The 14514-nt window shown below is 67.8% G+C and carries 18 protein-coding genes and 1 tRNA gene; 9 read left to right on the forward strand and 10 right to left on the reverse strand.

Going from position 1 to position 14514, the window contains the following annotated elements; translation table 11 throughout:
* Positions 1-67: 67 nt before the first annotated feature.
* From Q0599_RS24820 to Q0599_RS24845, 6 genes are all read right to left on the reverse strand, one after another.
* Positions 68-712 carry a 50S ribosomal protein L25/general stress protein Ctc gene (locus Q0599_RS24820; RefSeq protein ID WP_298835383.1) on the reverse strand — a complete coding sequence of 215 codons (645 nt, stop codon included), beginning with the start codon at positions 710-712 and terminating at the stop codon, positions 68-70.
* Positions 713-754: 42 nt separating this feature from the next.
* Positions 755-1717, reverse strand: coding sequence for a ribose-phosphate pyrophosphokinase (locus tag Q0599_RS24825; RefSeq protein WP_298835384.1), 963 nt, complete (start codon positions 1715-1717; stop codon positions 755-757).
* Positions 1718-1787: 70 nt separating this feature from the next.
* Positions 1788-1864 (reverse strand) — tRNA-Gln (locus tag Q0599_RS24830).
* A 40-nt stretch (positions 1865-1904) separates the two neighbouring features.
* On the reverse strand, positions 1905-2789 hold the full coding sequence (ispE, locus tag Q0599_RS24835) for a 4-(cytidine 5'-diphospho)-2-C-methyl-D-erythritol kinase (protein WP_298835385.1): 885 nt from the start codon (positions 2787-2789) through the stop codon (positions 1905-1907).
* A 7-nt stretch (positions 2790-2796) separates the two neighbouring features.
* On the reverse strand, positions 2797-3327 hold the full coding sequence (locus Q0599_RS24840) for an outer membrane lipoprotein LolB (protein ID WP_298835386.1): 531 nt from the start codon (positions 3325-3327) through the stop codon (positions 2797-2799).
* Positions 3324-5117 (reverse strand): tetratricopeptide repeat protein, encoded by a 1794-nt coding sequence (locus Q0599_RS24845; RefSeq protein ID WP_298835387.1) that lies wholly within the window; start codon positions 5115-5117, stop codon positions 3324-3326. Before Q0599_RS24845 ends, Q0599_RS24840 begins: the two co-directional genes overlap by 4 nt.
* Before the next feature lie 81 nt (positions 5118-5198).
* Between Q0599_RS24845 and mutM the strand changes: the two genes are divergently transcribed.
* From mutM to Q0599_RS24880, 7 genes are all read left to right on the forward strand, one after another.
* Positions 5199-6014 (forward strand): bifunctional DNA-formamidopyrimidine glycosylase/DNA-(apurinic or apyrimidinic site) lyase, encoded by an 816-nt coding sequence (gene mutM, locus Q0599_RS24850; RefSeq protein WP_298835388.1) that lies wholly within the window; start codon positions 5199-5201, stop codon positions 6012-6014.
* Between the two features lie 129 nt (positions 6015-6143).
* On the forward strand, positions 6144-6986 hold the full coding sequence (locus Q0599_RS24855) for an ABC transporter ATP-binding protein (protein WP_298835389.1): 843 nt from the start codon (positions 6144-6146) through the stop codon (positions 6984-6986).
* Entirely contained in the window at positions 6983-7762 is a 780-nt protein-coding gene (mlaE, locus tag Q0599_RS24860; protein WP_298835390.1) for a lipid asymmetry maintenance ABC transporter permease subunit MlaE, read from the forward strand. The genes Q0599_RS24855 and mlaE overlap by 4 nt, the downstream gene beginning before the upstream one ends.
* A gap of 20 nt (positions 7763-7782) precedes the next feature.
* Positions 7783-8268, forward strand: a complete 486-nt coding sequence (gene mlaD, locus Q0599_RS24865; RefSeq protein ID WP_298835391.1) for an outer membrane lipid asymmetry maintenance protein MlaD — start codon at positions 7783-7785, stop codon at positions 8266-8268.
* A complete protein-coding gene (locus Q0599_RS24870; protein WP_298835392.1) occupies positions 8265-9023 on the forward strand; it encodes a VacJ family lipoprotein in 759 nt (252 codons plus the stop codon). The genes mlaD and Q0599_RS24870 overlap by 4 nt, the downstream gene beginning before the upstream one ends.
* A 109-nt stretch (positions 9024-9132) precedes the next feature.
* Positions 9133-9768, forward strand: a complete 636-nt coding sequence (locus Q0599_RS24875; protein WP_298835393.1) for a phospholipid-binding protein MlaC — start codon at positions 9133-9135, stop codon at positions 9766-9768.
* A gap of 11 nt (positions 9769-9779) precedes the next feature.
* Positions 9780-10064 (forward strand): STAS domain-containing protein, encoded by a 285-nt coding sequence (locus Q0599_RS24880; RefSeq protein WP_298835394.1) that lies wholly within the window; start codon positions 9780-9782, stop codon positions 10062-10064.
* Here Q0599_RS24880 and Q0599_RS24885 read toward each other — a convergent pair.
* From Q0599_RS24885 to Q0599_RS24900, 4 genes are all read right to left on the reverse strand, one after another.
* The gene (locus Q0599_RS24885) at positions 10039-10695 is read right to left on the reverse strand and encodes a sulfite oxidase heme-binding subunit YedZ (RefSeq protein WP_298835395.1); all 657 of its coding nucleotides are present in this window, start codon (positions 10693-10695) and stop codon (positions 10039-10041) included. The two genes, Q0599_RS24880 and Q0599_RS24885, sit on opposite strands and share 26 nt — an antisense overlap.
* Before the next feature lie 4 nt (positions 10696-10699).
* The gene (gene msrP, locus Q0599_RS24890) at positions 10700-11692 is read right to left on the reverse strand and encodes a protein-methionine-sulfoxide reductase catalytic subunit MsrP (protein ID WP_298835396.1); all 993 of its coding nucleotides are present in this window, start codon (positions 11690-11692) and stop codon (positions 10700-10702) included.
* An 81-nt stretch (positions 11693-11773) separates the two neighbouring features.
* A complete protein-coding gene (locus tag Q0599_RS24895) occupies positions 11774-12109 on the reverse strand; it encodes a hypothetical protein (RefSeq protein ID WP_298835397.1) in 336 nt (111 codons plus the stop codon).
* 110 nt (positions 12110-12219) lie between these two features.
* Entirely contained in the window at positions 12220-12858 is a 639-nt protein-coding gene (locus tag Q0599_RS24900) for a c-type cytochrome (RefSeq protein WP_298835398.1), read from the reverse strand.
* Positions 12859-12984: 126 nt separating this feature from the next.
* Between Q0599_RS24900 and yihA the strand changes: the two genes are divergently transcribed.
* Together yihA and Q0599_RS24910 are read left to right on the forward strand one after the other, a co-directional pair.
* Entirely contained in the window at positions 12985-13611 is a 627-nt protein-coding gene (gene yihA, locus Q0599_RS24905) for a ribosome biogenesis GTP-binding protein YihA/YsxC (protein WP_298835399.1), read from the forward strand.
* Positions 13608-14510 carry an alpha/beta fold hydrolase gene (locus Q0599_RS24910; RefSeq protein WP_298835400.1) on the forward strand — a complete coding sequence of 301 codons (903 nt, stop codon included), beginning with the start codon at positions 13608-13610 and terminating at the stop codon, positions 14508-14510. The genes yihA and Q0599_RS24910 overlap by 4 nt, the downstream gene beginning before the upstream one ends.
* The last annotated feature ends 4 nt before the right edge of the window (positions 14511-14514 follow it).

Genomic DNA, 14514 nt, shown 5'->3' on the forward strand with positions numbered 1-14514 from the left:
GAAAAAGCCCCGCCGGGGCGGGGCTGGAGGGGCAACGGGCCGCGCGGGGCAGGGCCCGTGCAATCCATCACTTCTTGTTCTGCTTCTCGCTCTTCTTCGCCTTGGCGGGGGCCGGGGCAGCGGCGACGACCGGGGCCGCCGCGGCTTCCTCTTCGGCGGTCTGCGTGGACACCGACACGATCACCGGGTCCTTCTTGCCGTGCGTGACCACCTTGATGCCCTCGGCCAGATTCAGATCGCTGACGTGCAGCGACTGGCCCTTGGCAAGGTTGCCCAGGTCGACGGTCAGGAATTCGGGAAGCTGCGAGGCCAGGCACTGGATCTGCAACTCGGTGACCACGTGGTTGACGAGGCACTTGTCGGTCTTCACGGCCGGCGAGTTCTCCTCGTTGACGAAGTGCAGAGGCACCTTCTTCGTCACCTTGGTCGTGGCGTCGACGCGCTGGAAGTCCACGTGCAGCACTTGCGGCTTGAAGGCGTGCATCTGGTAGTCGCGCAGCAGCACCTGCTGGCTCTTGCCGTTCAGTTCCATCTCGAGGATGGACGAGTGGAAGGCTTCCTTCTTGAGGGCGAAGAACAGCGCGTTGTGATCGAGCTCGATCATGGATGGCGTGCCCGCACCGTAGACGATGCCGGGAACCTTTTGCGCATTGCGCAGGCGGCGGCTCGCTCCGGTCCCCTGCAACGTGCGCTCGTAGGCGACGAATTTCATAATGACTCCAATGGAAAGAGGGCCCGCGACCAGGCTCCTCGGTTAGAAGTTCGCGTTTTGTTCCGCGAACAGGGACGTGACGGACTCGCCGTCGGAAATGCGGCGGATCGTCTCCGCGAACAGGAAAGCGACCGACAGTTGCCGCACCTTGGGGCAGCCCTTGCCGGCGTCATTGAGCGGGATCGTGTTGGTGATGACCACTTCATCCAGCGCCGAGGCCTTGATGCGCTCGATCGCCGGGCCGGAGAACACCGCGTGCGTGCAGTAGGCGTACACGCTCTTCGCGCCGCGCTCCTTCAGCACTTCGGCAGCCTTCACCAGCGTGCCGGCGGTGTCGATCATGTCGTCCATGATCACGCAGTTGCGGCCCTCGATGTCGCCGATGACGTGCATCACTTCGGAAACGTTGGCCTTCGGGCGGCGCTTGTCGATGATGGCGAGGTCGCAGCCGAGTTGCTTGGCCAGCGCGCGGGCGCGGACCACGCCACCGACGTCCGGCGACACGACCACCAGATTCTCGTAACGCTTGGAATGCAGGTCGGCCAGCAACACCGGAGACGCGTAGATGTTGTCGACCGGGATGTTGAAGAAGCCCTGGATCTGGTCGGCGTGCAGGTCCATCGTCAGCAACCGCTCGACGCCGACCGCTTCGAGCATGTTCGCCACCACCTTGGCGCTGATCGGCACGCGCGTCGAGCGCGGACGGCGATCCTGCCGCGCGTAGCCGAAGTAAGGGATGACCGCCGTGACACGCCGGGCCGAGGCGCGCTTGAGCGCGTCGACCATGATGCACAGCTCCATGAGGTTCTCGTTGGTCGGCGCGCAGGTCGGCTGCACGACGAAGATGTCGCGTGCGCGGACGTTCTGCTCGATCTCGATGTCGACTTCGCCGTCGGAGAAGCGGCCGACCTTGGCCTTGCCGAGATCGATGCCGAGATGAGCAGCGATTTCCTGCGCCAACGCCGGATTGGCGTTGCCGGTGAACAGCACGGTGTTGAACAGCACGATCGCTCCGTCAGGTCTTGCCGGGCTCGTTGCGCACCGGGTTCGCGTCAACTCGATCCGTCAGATGATTTGGCAGGGGAGGAAGGACTCGAACCCTCGCATGTCGGAATCAAAATCCGATGCCTTAACCAACTTGGCGACTCCCCTACACCGGTCCGCCGCTTGCGCGCCGAACCTTCAACCGGCTTCAGTCAAGAGCCCAACCGACAAGCGGATGCTGCTCCAGGCTGCGGCACACGCGCCCCACCCACCCCGGCGGCAGATCCGCCGGCATCGCCGCCGTGGGTTCGGCGCCTGTGCCTGCTCTCGCGAACACGGCACTGCCCGAGCCGGTCATGCGCGCGTTGCCGAAGCAACGCTGCAGCATGTCGAGGGCGGTGACCACGTCCGCACAGTGCGCTTCGGCGGGCGGCTGCAGGTCGTTGCGGCCGAACCCTTCGAGCACACGGCGCACGCTGCCGGCCGTGTCTGCAAGAAAGCCCGAAAGTATAACAGCTTCGGTGTCGCGCACCAGCAGCGGGCTGCCGAAGATCGCACGTGTCTCGATCGGCGCGGCCGGTTTGAGCACGGCCAGCCAAAGCGGCGGCACGGGCAGCGGCGTGAGCTGCTCGCCGATGCCCTCAACGAAGGCGTGGCGGCCGCCGACGAAGAACGGCACGTCGGCGCCAAGGCGCAGGCCCAGCGCCATCAATCGTTGGCGAGGCCAGTTCAGGCCCCACAGTCGGTTCAGCGCAAGCAGCGTGCTCGCCGCATCGGAACTGCCGCCCCCCATGCCAGCGCCCCAGGGCACCCTCTTCTCGATCGAGATGTCTGCGCCCAGCGAGGTGCCGCTTTCGGTTTGCAGCAGCTGCGCAGCGCGCAAGCAGAGGTCGTCCTCGGGAAGGGGTGTGCCAAGATCGTGCCGGGCGACCCGGCCGTCGTCGCGACGCTCGAAATGCAGGTTGTCGCACCAGTCGATCAGCACGAACACCGACTGCAGCAGGTGGTAGCCATCGTCGCGGCGCCCGACCACGTGCAGGAACAGGTTGAGCTTGGCCGGAGCGGCCACTTCGTACAAGGCGCGCACGCTCATCGTCGCTTCAGCTCCGGTCCAGCTTGACGCGCACGGTCACGATCGGCGTCCGCTCGCGCACGGCGACGATGGTGTCCTGCGCGAAGCTCGCCAGGTCGACCGTCCAGCCGAGCTGGCGGAAGCCCGGCGCGGCGGCCGAATGCGCGGCGCCGGGCCAGGGCCGGCCACGCAACCAGTCGAACATCGCCGCCACTGGCAGGCTCTCGCCGAGCACGTCGCGGGTCAGCGCCTCGAGGCTGGGGTAGGGGGTCTCGCCCTGCGGGGTGACGAGCACGACGCGACCGGGTTCCCAACGTGCCTGCGCCAACACCGTGCCCATGGGCGTGGACAGGTTGAGCCGTCCGGCCTCGGGTGCGCCCTGCAACTCGAAGGCGGCGATCACCGAACGCGGCTGCTCCTCGCCCATCGCGTCGACGCGCAGCGCCAGCCGGCCGGCGAGAGTCTCTCCGGCTGCGGGGCGCGTCCCGGAGGGCAGCGAGGCACATGCCGCCAGCAGCGCGGCCAGCGGCAGCGCCAGCGCGGCGGCCCGCCGCCTCACAGGTCCACCCGCAGCCGTGCGAGCGTTTCGCGCAGCACGTCGTTGGCGCTGTCGCGGGACTTCGCTTCGCGCCAGACGCGGCGCGCCTCCTCGTGCTCGCCCATCACCCACAGCACCTCGCCGAGGTGTGCGGCGATCTCCGGGTCGGGGCGCGACTGATAGGCCTGGCGCAGCAAGCGCAGCGCCTCGGCACGGTTGCCGAGCCGGAACTCGACCCAACCCAGGCTGTCGGTGATGAACGGCTCTCCGGGGCTCAACTCGAGCGCCTTGCTGATCAGCTGCCGTGCCTCGCCCAGGCGGAGGTTGCGTTCGGCCAGCGAGTAGCCCAGCGCGTTGTAGGCGTGTTGGTGGTCAGGCTTGAGTTCGATGACCTTGCGCAGCAGCCGCTCCATCTCGTCCATTCGGTTGAGCTTCTCGGCCATCATCGACTGTTCGTAGAGCAGGTCGACATCGTCCGGGAACTGCTTGTTGGCCTGTTCGAGCACCGCGTTGGCGTCTTTCCACAGCTTCACGTCGCGCAGCACCTGAGCCTCGGCAAGCAGCTTGGCGCGTGCGTCCGACGGTGCCTTCTCCGGCACCAGGCGCACCACCTCGCGGGCCTCCTTCACCTTGCCCTGGCGGGCGAGCAGCGAGGCGCGGCGAGTCTGCACCTCGAGGGCACGCTGCGGATTGTCGACCTTGGCCAGCCAGCCCTCGGCGGCCTTGAAGTCGCGCTGTTGCTCGGCGGCTTGTGCAAGCAGCAGCCAGGCCTGCGTGCGGCCCTGCTCGCGCAGGGTGGCGGGATTGCCGTCGTCGTCTTCGCCGTGGACGGCCGCGCTGCTCGCCGAAGTGGCGCCGTCGAGCCGCTCGAGGTAGGTCTTCAGGGCCACACTGGCCTCTTGCGGGTGCCGCAGTTCCACCTGCAGTGCACCGAGCGTCAGCCATGGCGGCGCCAATTCCGGTGCGAGGCGGGTGATGATCTCCAGCTGCGCTGTCGCGTCGCCGTAACGCTGCGAGGTTGTTAGCACCCGCACGTAGGACAGGCGCACGGCGTGACTGTCCGGCTTCGCCTTCAGGTGCGAGACGACGATCGCCTCGGCGTCGGTCGAACTCGCCACCAGACCGGTGGCCAGCAGGGCCACCGATTCGTTGGTCGCGTCGTCGGCATGGGTGCGCTGCAGCAGGGTCAGGGCCCTTGCGTTGTCCGGCACGCCCAACCACGCCCGCGCGAGCGCGACGCGCGAGGCGTTGCGGGTGGCGGGCTGGTCCTGCCAGCCCTGCACGACGCGTTCGACGAGGCTGGGCGTCTGCGACTTGTCGCCGGTGCGTGCGAAGAAGCTGGGCAACGACTGGATCAGCGCCGGACGGTCGGCCTCCGCGGTGAGCTCGATGAGCGAGCGCAGCGGCTCGACCGACTCTTCTGCGCGGTTCAGCGCGATGAGCAACTGGATCAGGTAGCGGTGCGCCTCGATCGAGCGCGGCAAGGCCGTGCGCCATGCCATCACCGCGGCCAGCGCCTGGTCGCCGGCGCGGGCCTGCAGCGCGATCTCGGTGCTGCGCCTGAACAGCTGCTCGTCCTTCGTGCGCCGCGCCGCGTCCAGCATGACCTGGTAGGCCGTGCCAGCCTCGCCGCTGCGCAGTTCGATCTCGCCGATGAGCAGTTGATAGAACAGTTGCGCGTCCAGCGCCGAGTTCTCGACCGGAGGCTTGCCGGCCGGACTTGTCGCGGTCGCCGGTGCCGCGAGGCACAGCAGCGTGGCCAGCAGGGCGCCGAACAGCGGCTTGCCCGGACGGGACGTGGGGGACGGCATCGACGACTCCTGGAGGCTCGAAATCATTCTAGTGGGGGGACCAGACCCCTGCGATCCGCGCCGCTCGCGATAATTCCGCACATGCCCGAACTTCCGGAAGTCGAGACGACGCGGCGCAGCTTCGCGCAGCGGATCGAGGGTGCGACGGTCCGGCAGGTGCGCGTCGGCAAACCGCTGCGCTGGCCCCTGGGTTGCGAGCTTGCGGCGTTGGTGGGGCGGTCCGTCGGGCCGGCCATCCGACGCGGCAAGTACCTCTGGTTACCGATGGACGACGGCGGCCTCCTGCTGCATCTGGGCATGTCGGGCTCGTTGGCGTTCAGCGAAGCGCTGACTCCACCGGGCGCGCACGATCATTTCGACCTCGTCACCGACCGCGGCACGCTGCGCCTGACCGACCCGCGACGCTTCGGCGCGGTGGTCTGGTCCCCATCGATCGACGCCGGGCCGGCGGCCAAGCTGCTCGCCGGTCTCGGACTCGAGCCTTTCGATCCGGCATTCACCGGCGAGCACCTGCACCGCGCGCTGCGCGGGCGGCGGATCGCCATCAAGCAGGCGCTGCTGGCCGGCGATGTCGTCGTCGGCGCCGGCAACATCTATGCTTGCGAGGCGCTCTTCGAGGCGCGCATCGACCCGCGCACGCCCGCCGGACGGGTGAGCCGGGCGCGCTGCGAGCGGCTGGCGGCGGCGATCCGGCGCATCCTGGCGCAGGCGCTCGAATTCGGCGGCAGCACGCTGCGCGACTTCCGCGATGCCCACGGCGTGTCGGGCAGTTTCCAGCAGCACGCGGCGGTGTACGGCCGCGAGGGCGAACCCTGCCTCGCCTGTGGCATGCCCCTTCGACGCATCGTGCAGGCACAGCGATCGACCTATTTCTGCCCCCGTTGCCAGAGGCGCTGAGCGCACGTCACGAGACGTATCCGGGTTTCCCCTGCAGGGGCCGTTTTGCCATGCGACAATCCGCCCGCTTGGCTGATCACGTCCGACCGCGTGCCTGCGGCCCAGGCAGAAGAAAACAGCACCCGCGCAATGCCGAGTGACAAATCCAGCGCGAGCGCCGATACCCTGATCGAGATCGACCACGTCACGTTCGGGTACGACGCGAGCCGCATCATCCTCAACGACATTTCGCTGCGCTTCCAGCGCGGCAAGGTCACGTCCATCCTCGGCAGTTCGGGTTGCGGCAAGACGACGCTGCTGCGCCTGATCGGCGGCGTGCATGCCGCCAATTCCGGCACCGTGCGCTTCGACGGAGAGACCGTCGACGCGCAGGACCGGGAACTGCTCTTCCGCCTGCGTCGCCGCATGGGGGTGCTGTTCCAGTTCGGCGCGCTGTTCACCGATCTCTCGGTGTTCGACAACGTCGCCTTTCCGCTGCGCGAGCAGACCGACCTCACCGAACCGATGATCCGCGACATCGTGCTCATGAAGCTCAATGCGGTGGGTCTGCGCGGCGCGGCAGGGCTGCGCATTTCCGAGGTCTCGGGCGGCATGGCGCGGCGCATCGCACTGGCGCGAGCGATCGCGCTCGACCCCGAACTGATCATGTACGACGAGCCTTTCGCCGGACTGGACCTGATCTCGATGGGCGTGGCCGCACGCCTGATCCGCACGCTCAATGACGTGACCGGCTCGACCTCTCTGGTGATCTCGCACGACGTGCCGGAGTGCATGGCAATCAGCGACCATGTCGTCTTGCTCGCCAACGGCGGGCGCATCGTCGCACAGGGCACCCCATCGGAGCTGATGGAGTCCGTCGAGCCGGAAGTTCGGCAGTTCGTGCGTGGCGAGCCCGATGGCCCGGTCAAGTTCCACTACCCGGCGCCACCGATCGCGCAGGACTTCGGCGTGTCGCTCGGAGGTTCGGCATGAACCCGCTCGCATTGCTCGGCGCGCGCTCGCTGCGGGTGCTGCGGTCGTTCGGCCACGCTGCATTCTTCTTCCTCGACCTGCTGCGCGCCATACCGGTCTCGCTGCGTCGCTTCAACCTGGTGGTGGTGCAGGTGCACGCGCTGGGCAATCTGTCGCTGGTGATCATCCTGGCCTCCGGGCTGTCGGTGGGTTTCGTGCTGGCGCTGCAGATGTACTATGCGCTGGTCACCTATGGCGCGACCGAGTCGCTCGGCCTGATCGTCAACCTGGCGCTGGTGCGTGAACTCGGCCCGGTGGTCACCGCGCTGCTCTTCGCCGGCCGCGCCGGCACTTCGCTGACGGCCGAAATCGGCCTGATGAAAGCCGGCGAGCAACTCGCCGCCATGGAGATGATGGCGATCGATCCGAAGGAGCGCGTGCTCGCGCCGCGCTTCCTTGCCGGCATGTTCTCGATGCCTGTGCTCGCGATCCTCTTCTCGGCAATCGGCATTCTCGGCGCCTACGTCGTTGCGGTGCTGTTGATCGGGGTGGACGAGGGCAACTTCTGGTCGATCATGCAAGACAAGGTCGACGTCTGGCGCGACGTCGGCAACGGCATCGTGAAGAGCGCAGTGTTCGGCGTGATCTGCACCTTCGTCGCGCTCTACCAGGGCCACGAGACCGACGCCACGCCCGAAGGTGTGGCTTACGCCACCACGCGCACCGTGGTGATCTCGTCGCTGGCAGTGCTGGGCATGGACTTCATCCTCACGGCGCTGATGTTCTCGACGCCGTAGACTGAAAAGGAAAGCGCAAGATGGGCAAGAAGGGCATCGAAACCCTGGTGGGGCTTTTCGTGTTGCTGGGCATGCTGGGGCTGCTGTTCCTCGCGTTGAAGGCCGCCAACCTCACCAGCTTCGGCGGCGGCGACACCTATGCGGTGACTGCCAAGTTCGACAACATCGGTGGCCTGAAGGCACGGGCGGCGGTGCGCAGCGCGGGCGTCACTGTCGGGCGCGTCGCCTCGATCACGCTGGACGCGAAGACCTACCAGGGCGTGGTGCGGCTGGAGATCGACCGCGGTGTGCAGTTTCCCAAGGACTCTCAGGCGCGCATCCTCACCGCCGGCCTGCTCGGCGACCAATACATCGGCCTCGAGCCCGGCGCCGACGAGAAGAACCTGGTCGCCGGCGACACCATCACGCAGACGCAGTCGGCCGTGGTGCTGGAAAGCCTGATCAGCCAGTTCCTGTTCAACAAGGCGGCCGATGCGGGATCGTCGGACGCGGGATCCAAGAAGTGAGACGTGCCCTGGCCCTTGCCACGCTGGTTTGCGCCGGCGCGCTGCTCGGCGGCTGCGCGACGCTGAACGACATTCGCGGTGGCCCCGGCGCGAAGCTCGACCCGTGGGAGAGCTGGAATCGCAAGGTCTTCGCCTTCAACGAAGGCCTCGACGAGCATGTGCTCAAGCCCGTGGCCACGGTCTACTCGAACGTGGTGCCGGAACTGGTGCGGCGTGGCGTGGACAACTTCTTCGGCAACGTCGCCGATGCCTGGTCGGCGGTCAACAACCTCCTGCAGGGCAAGGCTACGGCCGGCGTCTACGACATCGTGCGCGTGGGCACGAACACCGTCTTCGGCCTGGGTGGCTTGCTCGACATCGCCACCGAGATGGGCGTGGAGAAGACGCGCGAGGACTTCGGACAGACCCTGGGCGCCTGGGGCGTGGGCACCGGCGCGTACATCGTCTGGCCGCTGTTCGGGCCGTCCAGCCTGCGCGACTCGGTCGCCCTGCCGCTGGACATGGCGGCCTCGCCGGCCACCTTGTTCAACGATGGCGCCTCGCGCTACAGCCTGTCGGTGCTGCAAGTGGTCAACACGCGCGCCAACCTGCTCGGCGCGACGCGCGTGCTCGATGACATCGCGCTCGACAAGTACAACTTCGTTCGCGATGCGTACCTGCAACGCAGGGGCAGCCTGGTGTTCGACGGCTACGAGCCGCCGCCGGAGGATCCGAGCGCAGCCGAGGAGCCGGCCTCCGCTCCGGCGGCCAAGTGAACCGTGGCCGGCCCGGACACGTTAAGCAACAGTAAGGCACTGAACCAAGCAGCCCGGGAAGGCTCTCAGCACCGAGGATGCCTTGCGGCGCCAACGAAAGGAAGAAGACATGCTCTCGAAACGAATCACGGCCTGGATGACCTCTTTCGCGCTGGTTTTCGGACTGGGCTCGGCGCTGGCTGCCGATGCGAGCAAGGCCCCCGACCAGCTGATCATGGAGGTCTCCACCGACGTGCTCGACGCGGTGAAGGCCGACAAGTCGATCCAGACCGGGGACGTGCAGAAGATCATCCTGCTGGTCGACGCGAAGGTCATGCCCCACGTGAACTTCCAGCGCATGACGGCGTCGGCGGTGGGCCGCTACTGGCGTCAGGCCACGCCGGAGCAAAGGCAGCGCCTGCAGGAGGAGTTCAAGATCCTGCTCGTGCGCACCTATTCCGGCGCGCTGTCGCAGGTGAAGGACCAGACCGTCCAGCTCAAGCCGATGCGCGCCAGCGCCGACGACAAGGACGTGGTGGTGCGCACCGAGGTGCGCGGCAAGGGCGACCCGATCCAACTCGACTACCGCCTCGAGAAGAAGGACGAGGGCTGGAAGATCTACGACGTCAACGTGCTCGGCGTGTGGCTGGTGCAGAACTACACCAGCAGCTTCGCCCAGGAAATCGGCGCCAACGGCATCGACGGCCTGATCGCCAAGCTGGCCGAGCGCAACAAGGCGGCTGCCGGCGGCGGCACCAAGTCCTGAGGCGTCGTGCGATGCTGCTGCTGCCCGCCACCATCACGCTGCACGACTCGCGCGACACGCTGCGCCTGCTCTCCCAGGCGCTGCGCGGCGAGCAAGACGGCGAGGTGATCGTCGATGCGGGGCCGCTGCAGCAGTTCGACACGTCGGCGCTGGCGGTGCTGCTCGAGTGCCGTCGGCTCGCACAAGCCTTCGGCCGTCCGTTCAGCGTGCGCAACGCGCCACAGAAGCTTGCGGCGCTGGCGGACCTCTACGGCGTCGGCGAACTGCTGCTCACGCCCGAGTCGGGCGCGGCCTGAGCCGCAGCACGCGCCAGCCGAGCAGCAGCGCGATCACAGCGGCGTAGACCGCCACCTCGGCGAAGTCGTTCTTGCCGGCGCGCATCCAGAAGAAATGCAGCAGCGCGAGCAGCGCGATGGCGTAGACGGCGCGGTGCAGCACCTGCCAGCGCGGTGCGCCCAACGCCTTGATCGCTCGATTGAACGAGGTGGCCGCCAGCGGCACCAGCAGCAGCAGTGCGAGGAAGCCGACCAGCGCGAACGGCCGCTTGGGAATGTCGCGCGCGATGGCCGCGGCGTCGAAGCCCATGTCCAGCCACGCGTAGGCGAGGAAGTGCAGGACGGCGTAGAAGAACACGAACAGGCCGAGCATGCGGCGAAATCGCGCCAGCGCGGGTTGCTTCGTCCATTGCCGCAGCGGCGTCACCGCGAGCACCGTGCAGAGGAATCGCAGCGTCCAGTCACCGGTGGCACGGATCAAGGCCTCGGCCGGATTGGCGCCCAGGCGGCTCGCCAATGCAGCGTAGAGCAACCACGCGAACGGCAGCAAGCAGGCCGCGAACAGCAGCGGCTTGGCCGCCGGGTGCAGCAGCGTCGGGCGCGCGGCCGGGCGACGGTCGGCGGCCGGCGGCGGGGACATCACGGCAGACATGGCCTCAGTAGTTCTTCTTCAGATCCATGCCGGCGTAAAGCTGGCCGACCTGTGACTCGTAGCCATTGAACATCAGCGTGGGGCGCTTCTTCTGGAACAGGCCGTCCTCGCCGATGCGGCGCTCGGTGGCTTGGCTCCAGCGTGGGTGGTCGACGGTCGGGTTCACGTTCGAGTAGAAGCCGTACTCCTGCGCGGCAGCCTTCACCCAGGCGGTGCGGGGCTCCTTCTCGACGAAGCGGATCTTCACGATCGACTTGCCGCTCTTGAAGCCGTACTTCCAGGGGATCACGGCGCGCACCGGTGCGCCGTTCTGGTTGGGCAGCACCTCGCCGTAAAGGCCGAAGCACAGCAAGGTCAACGGGTGCATCGCCTCGTCCATGCGAAGGCCCTCGACGTAAGGCCAGTCGAGCACCGTCGAGCGCAGGCCCGGCATCTGCGCGCGTTCGGCCAGGGTTACGAACTCGACGTACTTCGCGTTGCCCGTGGGCTCGACGCGCCGGATCAGTTCGGACAGCGAGTAACCGACCCAGGGGATCACCATCGACCAGCCCTCGACGCAACGCAGGCGGTAGATGCGCTCTTCCATCGTCGTCAGCTTGAGCAGTTCATCGATGTCGTAGACCTTGGGCTTCTTCACCTCGCCTTCGACGCTGACCGTCCAGGGGCGTGTCTTCAGCGTCCCGGCGGCACGCGCCGGGTCGGACTTGTCGGTGCCGAACTCGTAGAAGTTGTTGTAGCTCGTGACGTCGCCATAGGCGGTCGGCTTCTCCATCGTCAGCGCACCGGCCACCGCGCTGCGCGCGCCGGTCAGCGCGGCGAGCCTGCCAGGACGCGCCGCCTGCGCGAGCGCGTCGCGGTTCGCCCAGCCGGCCAGCGCGAGGCCGGCAGCGCCGGCGGCGAAGCCCCGCAGCAAGGCGCGGCGCCCTTCGTAGACGGAGCGCGGGGTGATCTCGCTGGCGTGTGGATGCGTGAAGCCTCGGTCCTGAAGGTAATGCATGGTCGGTTCCTGCTCGTGGATTGGCGATGCCCGAAACTCGGTCGCCTGGGCCGGACGTGTCTTACAGCCCGAGCGCAGTGATCAAATCACGTCGCCGAAGTCGGTGGGCTCGAACAGCCGCAGTGAACTCTTGGACACACGCTCGCGGAAGCTCTTGCGCGCGAACAGCTTCGCCTGCGCCTGCTCCGGCAGGTCCGTGATATTGAGGACGTTCTTGACGATCAGGGTGTCGATCACGTCCTCGAGCACGCGCACGAAGTCCGCGTCGAGCCGCGAAAAGTCCTCGCGCGCGTCCGAGTCGTTGCCCACGAAGGCCTGCACCTCGGGGTGCGCGTCGGGCAGGAACTCGCCGCCGTCGCTGCCGCTGCGGTGCAGGCTCTCGATGCGGCCTTCGGCGTTGCGTCTGACAAATGGCATGGGCGGTGCGGCGTCGGGCGTCGGCGCACTATACGACGCCCCGTCAGCCCCTGCGGCTGTCCATGAAAAAGGCCGGCACGAGGCCGGCCTTCATGGACGCGCGTCGAGTCTCAGCGCAGCCCGGCGATGTAGTCGGCGACGGCCTTGATGTCGGCGTCGGTCATGCCTGCGGCCACACCGGTCATCTGCGCATTGTTCATGCGCGCGCCGCCGCGGAAGGCGAGCAGCTGGGCTTCGGTGTAGGCGGCGTGCTGGCCGGACAGGCGCGGGTACTGCGAAGGGATGCCCGCACCTGCGGGGCCGTGGCAGCCCGAGCAGGCCGGCACCTTGCGGTCGGCGATGCCGCCGCGATAGATCTTCTCGCCCAGCGCCACGGTCGACTTGTTCGTCGCGACGCCCGGCTTGGCCTTCTTGCTGGCATAGAAGGCCGCAACGTTCTTCATGTCCACCTCGCCGAGCGTCCCGGCGAAACCCTGCATGATGGCGCTCGCACGCTTGCCGGACTTGAACTCGCCGAGCTGCTTGACGAGATACTCCGGGTGCTGGCCAGCGAGAATCGGATTGGCCGGGCTGCCGCGCGAACCGTCGAAGCTGTGGCACGCGGCGCACACGCCCGTGGCCGTTGCTTCTCCCTTGGCGAGATCGGGCTTGGCAGGCGCCGTCGCCGGCGCCGCCGCAGCCGGAATGGCCAAAGTGGCGGCCAGCAGGCCGGACATCAGACTGGACAGCAGGGCGGCGGCAGCGTTCATGTCGGGGTGGTTCTCTCGTGCAAAACCCGTAGATTTTACAATGAGCCTCCAGGACGACCCATGGCCGATCAAAAAACAACCCACCCGCCGGCCCCCGCCGCGTCCGACCACGCCGCACGCCACGCGATGGCCTGGGCCCACACGGCGCGTTTCCTCACCACGGCCAGCCGGCTCGACCAGTTGCCCGCCAGCGAGCTGCCCGAGATCGCCTTCGTCGGCCGCTCCAATGCCGGCAAGTCCACCGCGATCAACACGCTGACGCAGCAGAAGCGCCTGGCCTTCGCCTCCAAGACACCTGGCCGCACGCAGCACATCAATCTGTTCGAACTCGGGCCGCGCGATGCAGCCGACGCGCTGTTCGCCGACCTGCCGGGCTACGGCTACGCCGCGGTCTCGCGCGGCGACAAGGAGCGCTGGCAGAGGGTGATGGCCGACTACCTCGAAGTGCGGCGCAGCCTGACGGGCGTGGTGTTGATGGTCGACTCGCGTCTGGGATTCACAGAACTCGACCTGCAACTGCTCGAGTTCGTCGCACCACGTGTGGCCAATGGCTCGGTCAAGCTGCTGGTGTTGCTGACCAAGGCCGACAAGCTCAATCGCCGCGACGCCGACCGCGCACTGAAGGCCTGCAGCGACACGTTGGCGGCGATCGGCACCGAGGAGTCGGACATCGGCATTGCGCTCTTTTCGGCGCTGGACAAGCGCGGCGTCGACGACACCGCGGTGCTGCTGAGAAGCTGGGTCGCGGCATGACGATCGAGACCTTCGACCTCGTGCTGCCGCACGGCATCACGCTGAGTTGCCGCGGCGCCGGCACGACCGGCGCGCCGCTGCTGCTGTTCCTGCACGGATTCCCGGAGGCGGCCTTCGTCTGGGACGAGCTGCTTGCGCACTTCGCGCCGCGCTACCGCTGCGTCGCGCCGAACCTGCGCGGCTACGGACGCTCGTCGGCGCCGGCCGGCGTCGAGGCCTATCGGGCGAAGCACCTGGTGGCCGACATTCGCGCGCTGATCGAGCAGCAGGGGGGGCGAGCGGCCGCAGTGATCGCGCACGACTGGGGTGGCGCGGTGGCCTGGAGCCTGGCGGCGGCCCATCCGTCGCTGGTCGAGCGGCTGGTGATCGTCAACTCGCCGCACCCGGCGACCTTCCTGCGGGAGCTGCGCGACAACCCGGCGCAGCAGGCGGCGAGCGCCTACATGAACTTCCTCTGCCGGCCCGATGCGGAGGCCCTGCTCGCCGAGCACGGTTTCGCGCGACTGTGGACCTTCTTCGAGCGCATGGGGGCCACCGATGCGGCGCAGCCAGGCGGCGGGTGGCTGACGCAAGCCGTGCGCGATCGGTACCGCGAGGTCTGGCAACAGGGGCTGAGCGGCGGCTGCAACTACTACCGTGCTTCGCCGCTGCGCCCCCCGCTCAAGCCCGACGATCCGATCATGACGCTGCAGCTGCCGGTCGAGATGATGACGGTGCGCGTGCCCACCCATGTTGTCTGGGCCGAGGCCGACACGGCCTTGCCGCCGGCGCTGCTCGACGGGCTCGAGACTTTCGTGCCGGACTTGAGCCTGACGCGCGTGCCCGGCGCGACGCATTGGATCGTGCACGAACGTCCGGCGCTCGTCGCGGCCGAGATCGAGCGCGCGCTGGCCGCGTGAGCGG

The sequence above is a fragment of the uncultured Piscinibacter sp. genome (assembly GCF_937952055.1).
Taxonomy (GTDB): Bacteria; Pseudomonadota; Gammaproteobacteria; order Burkholderiales; family Burkholderiaceae_C; genus Piscinibacter.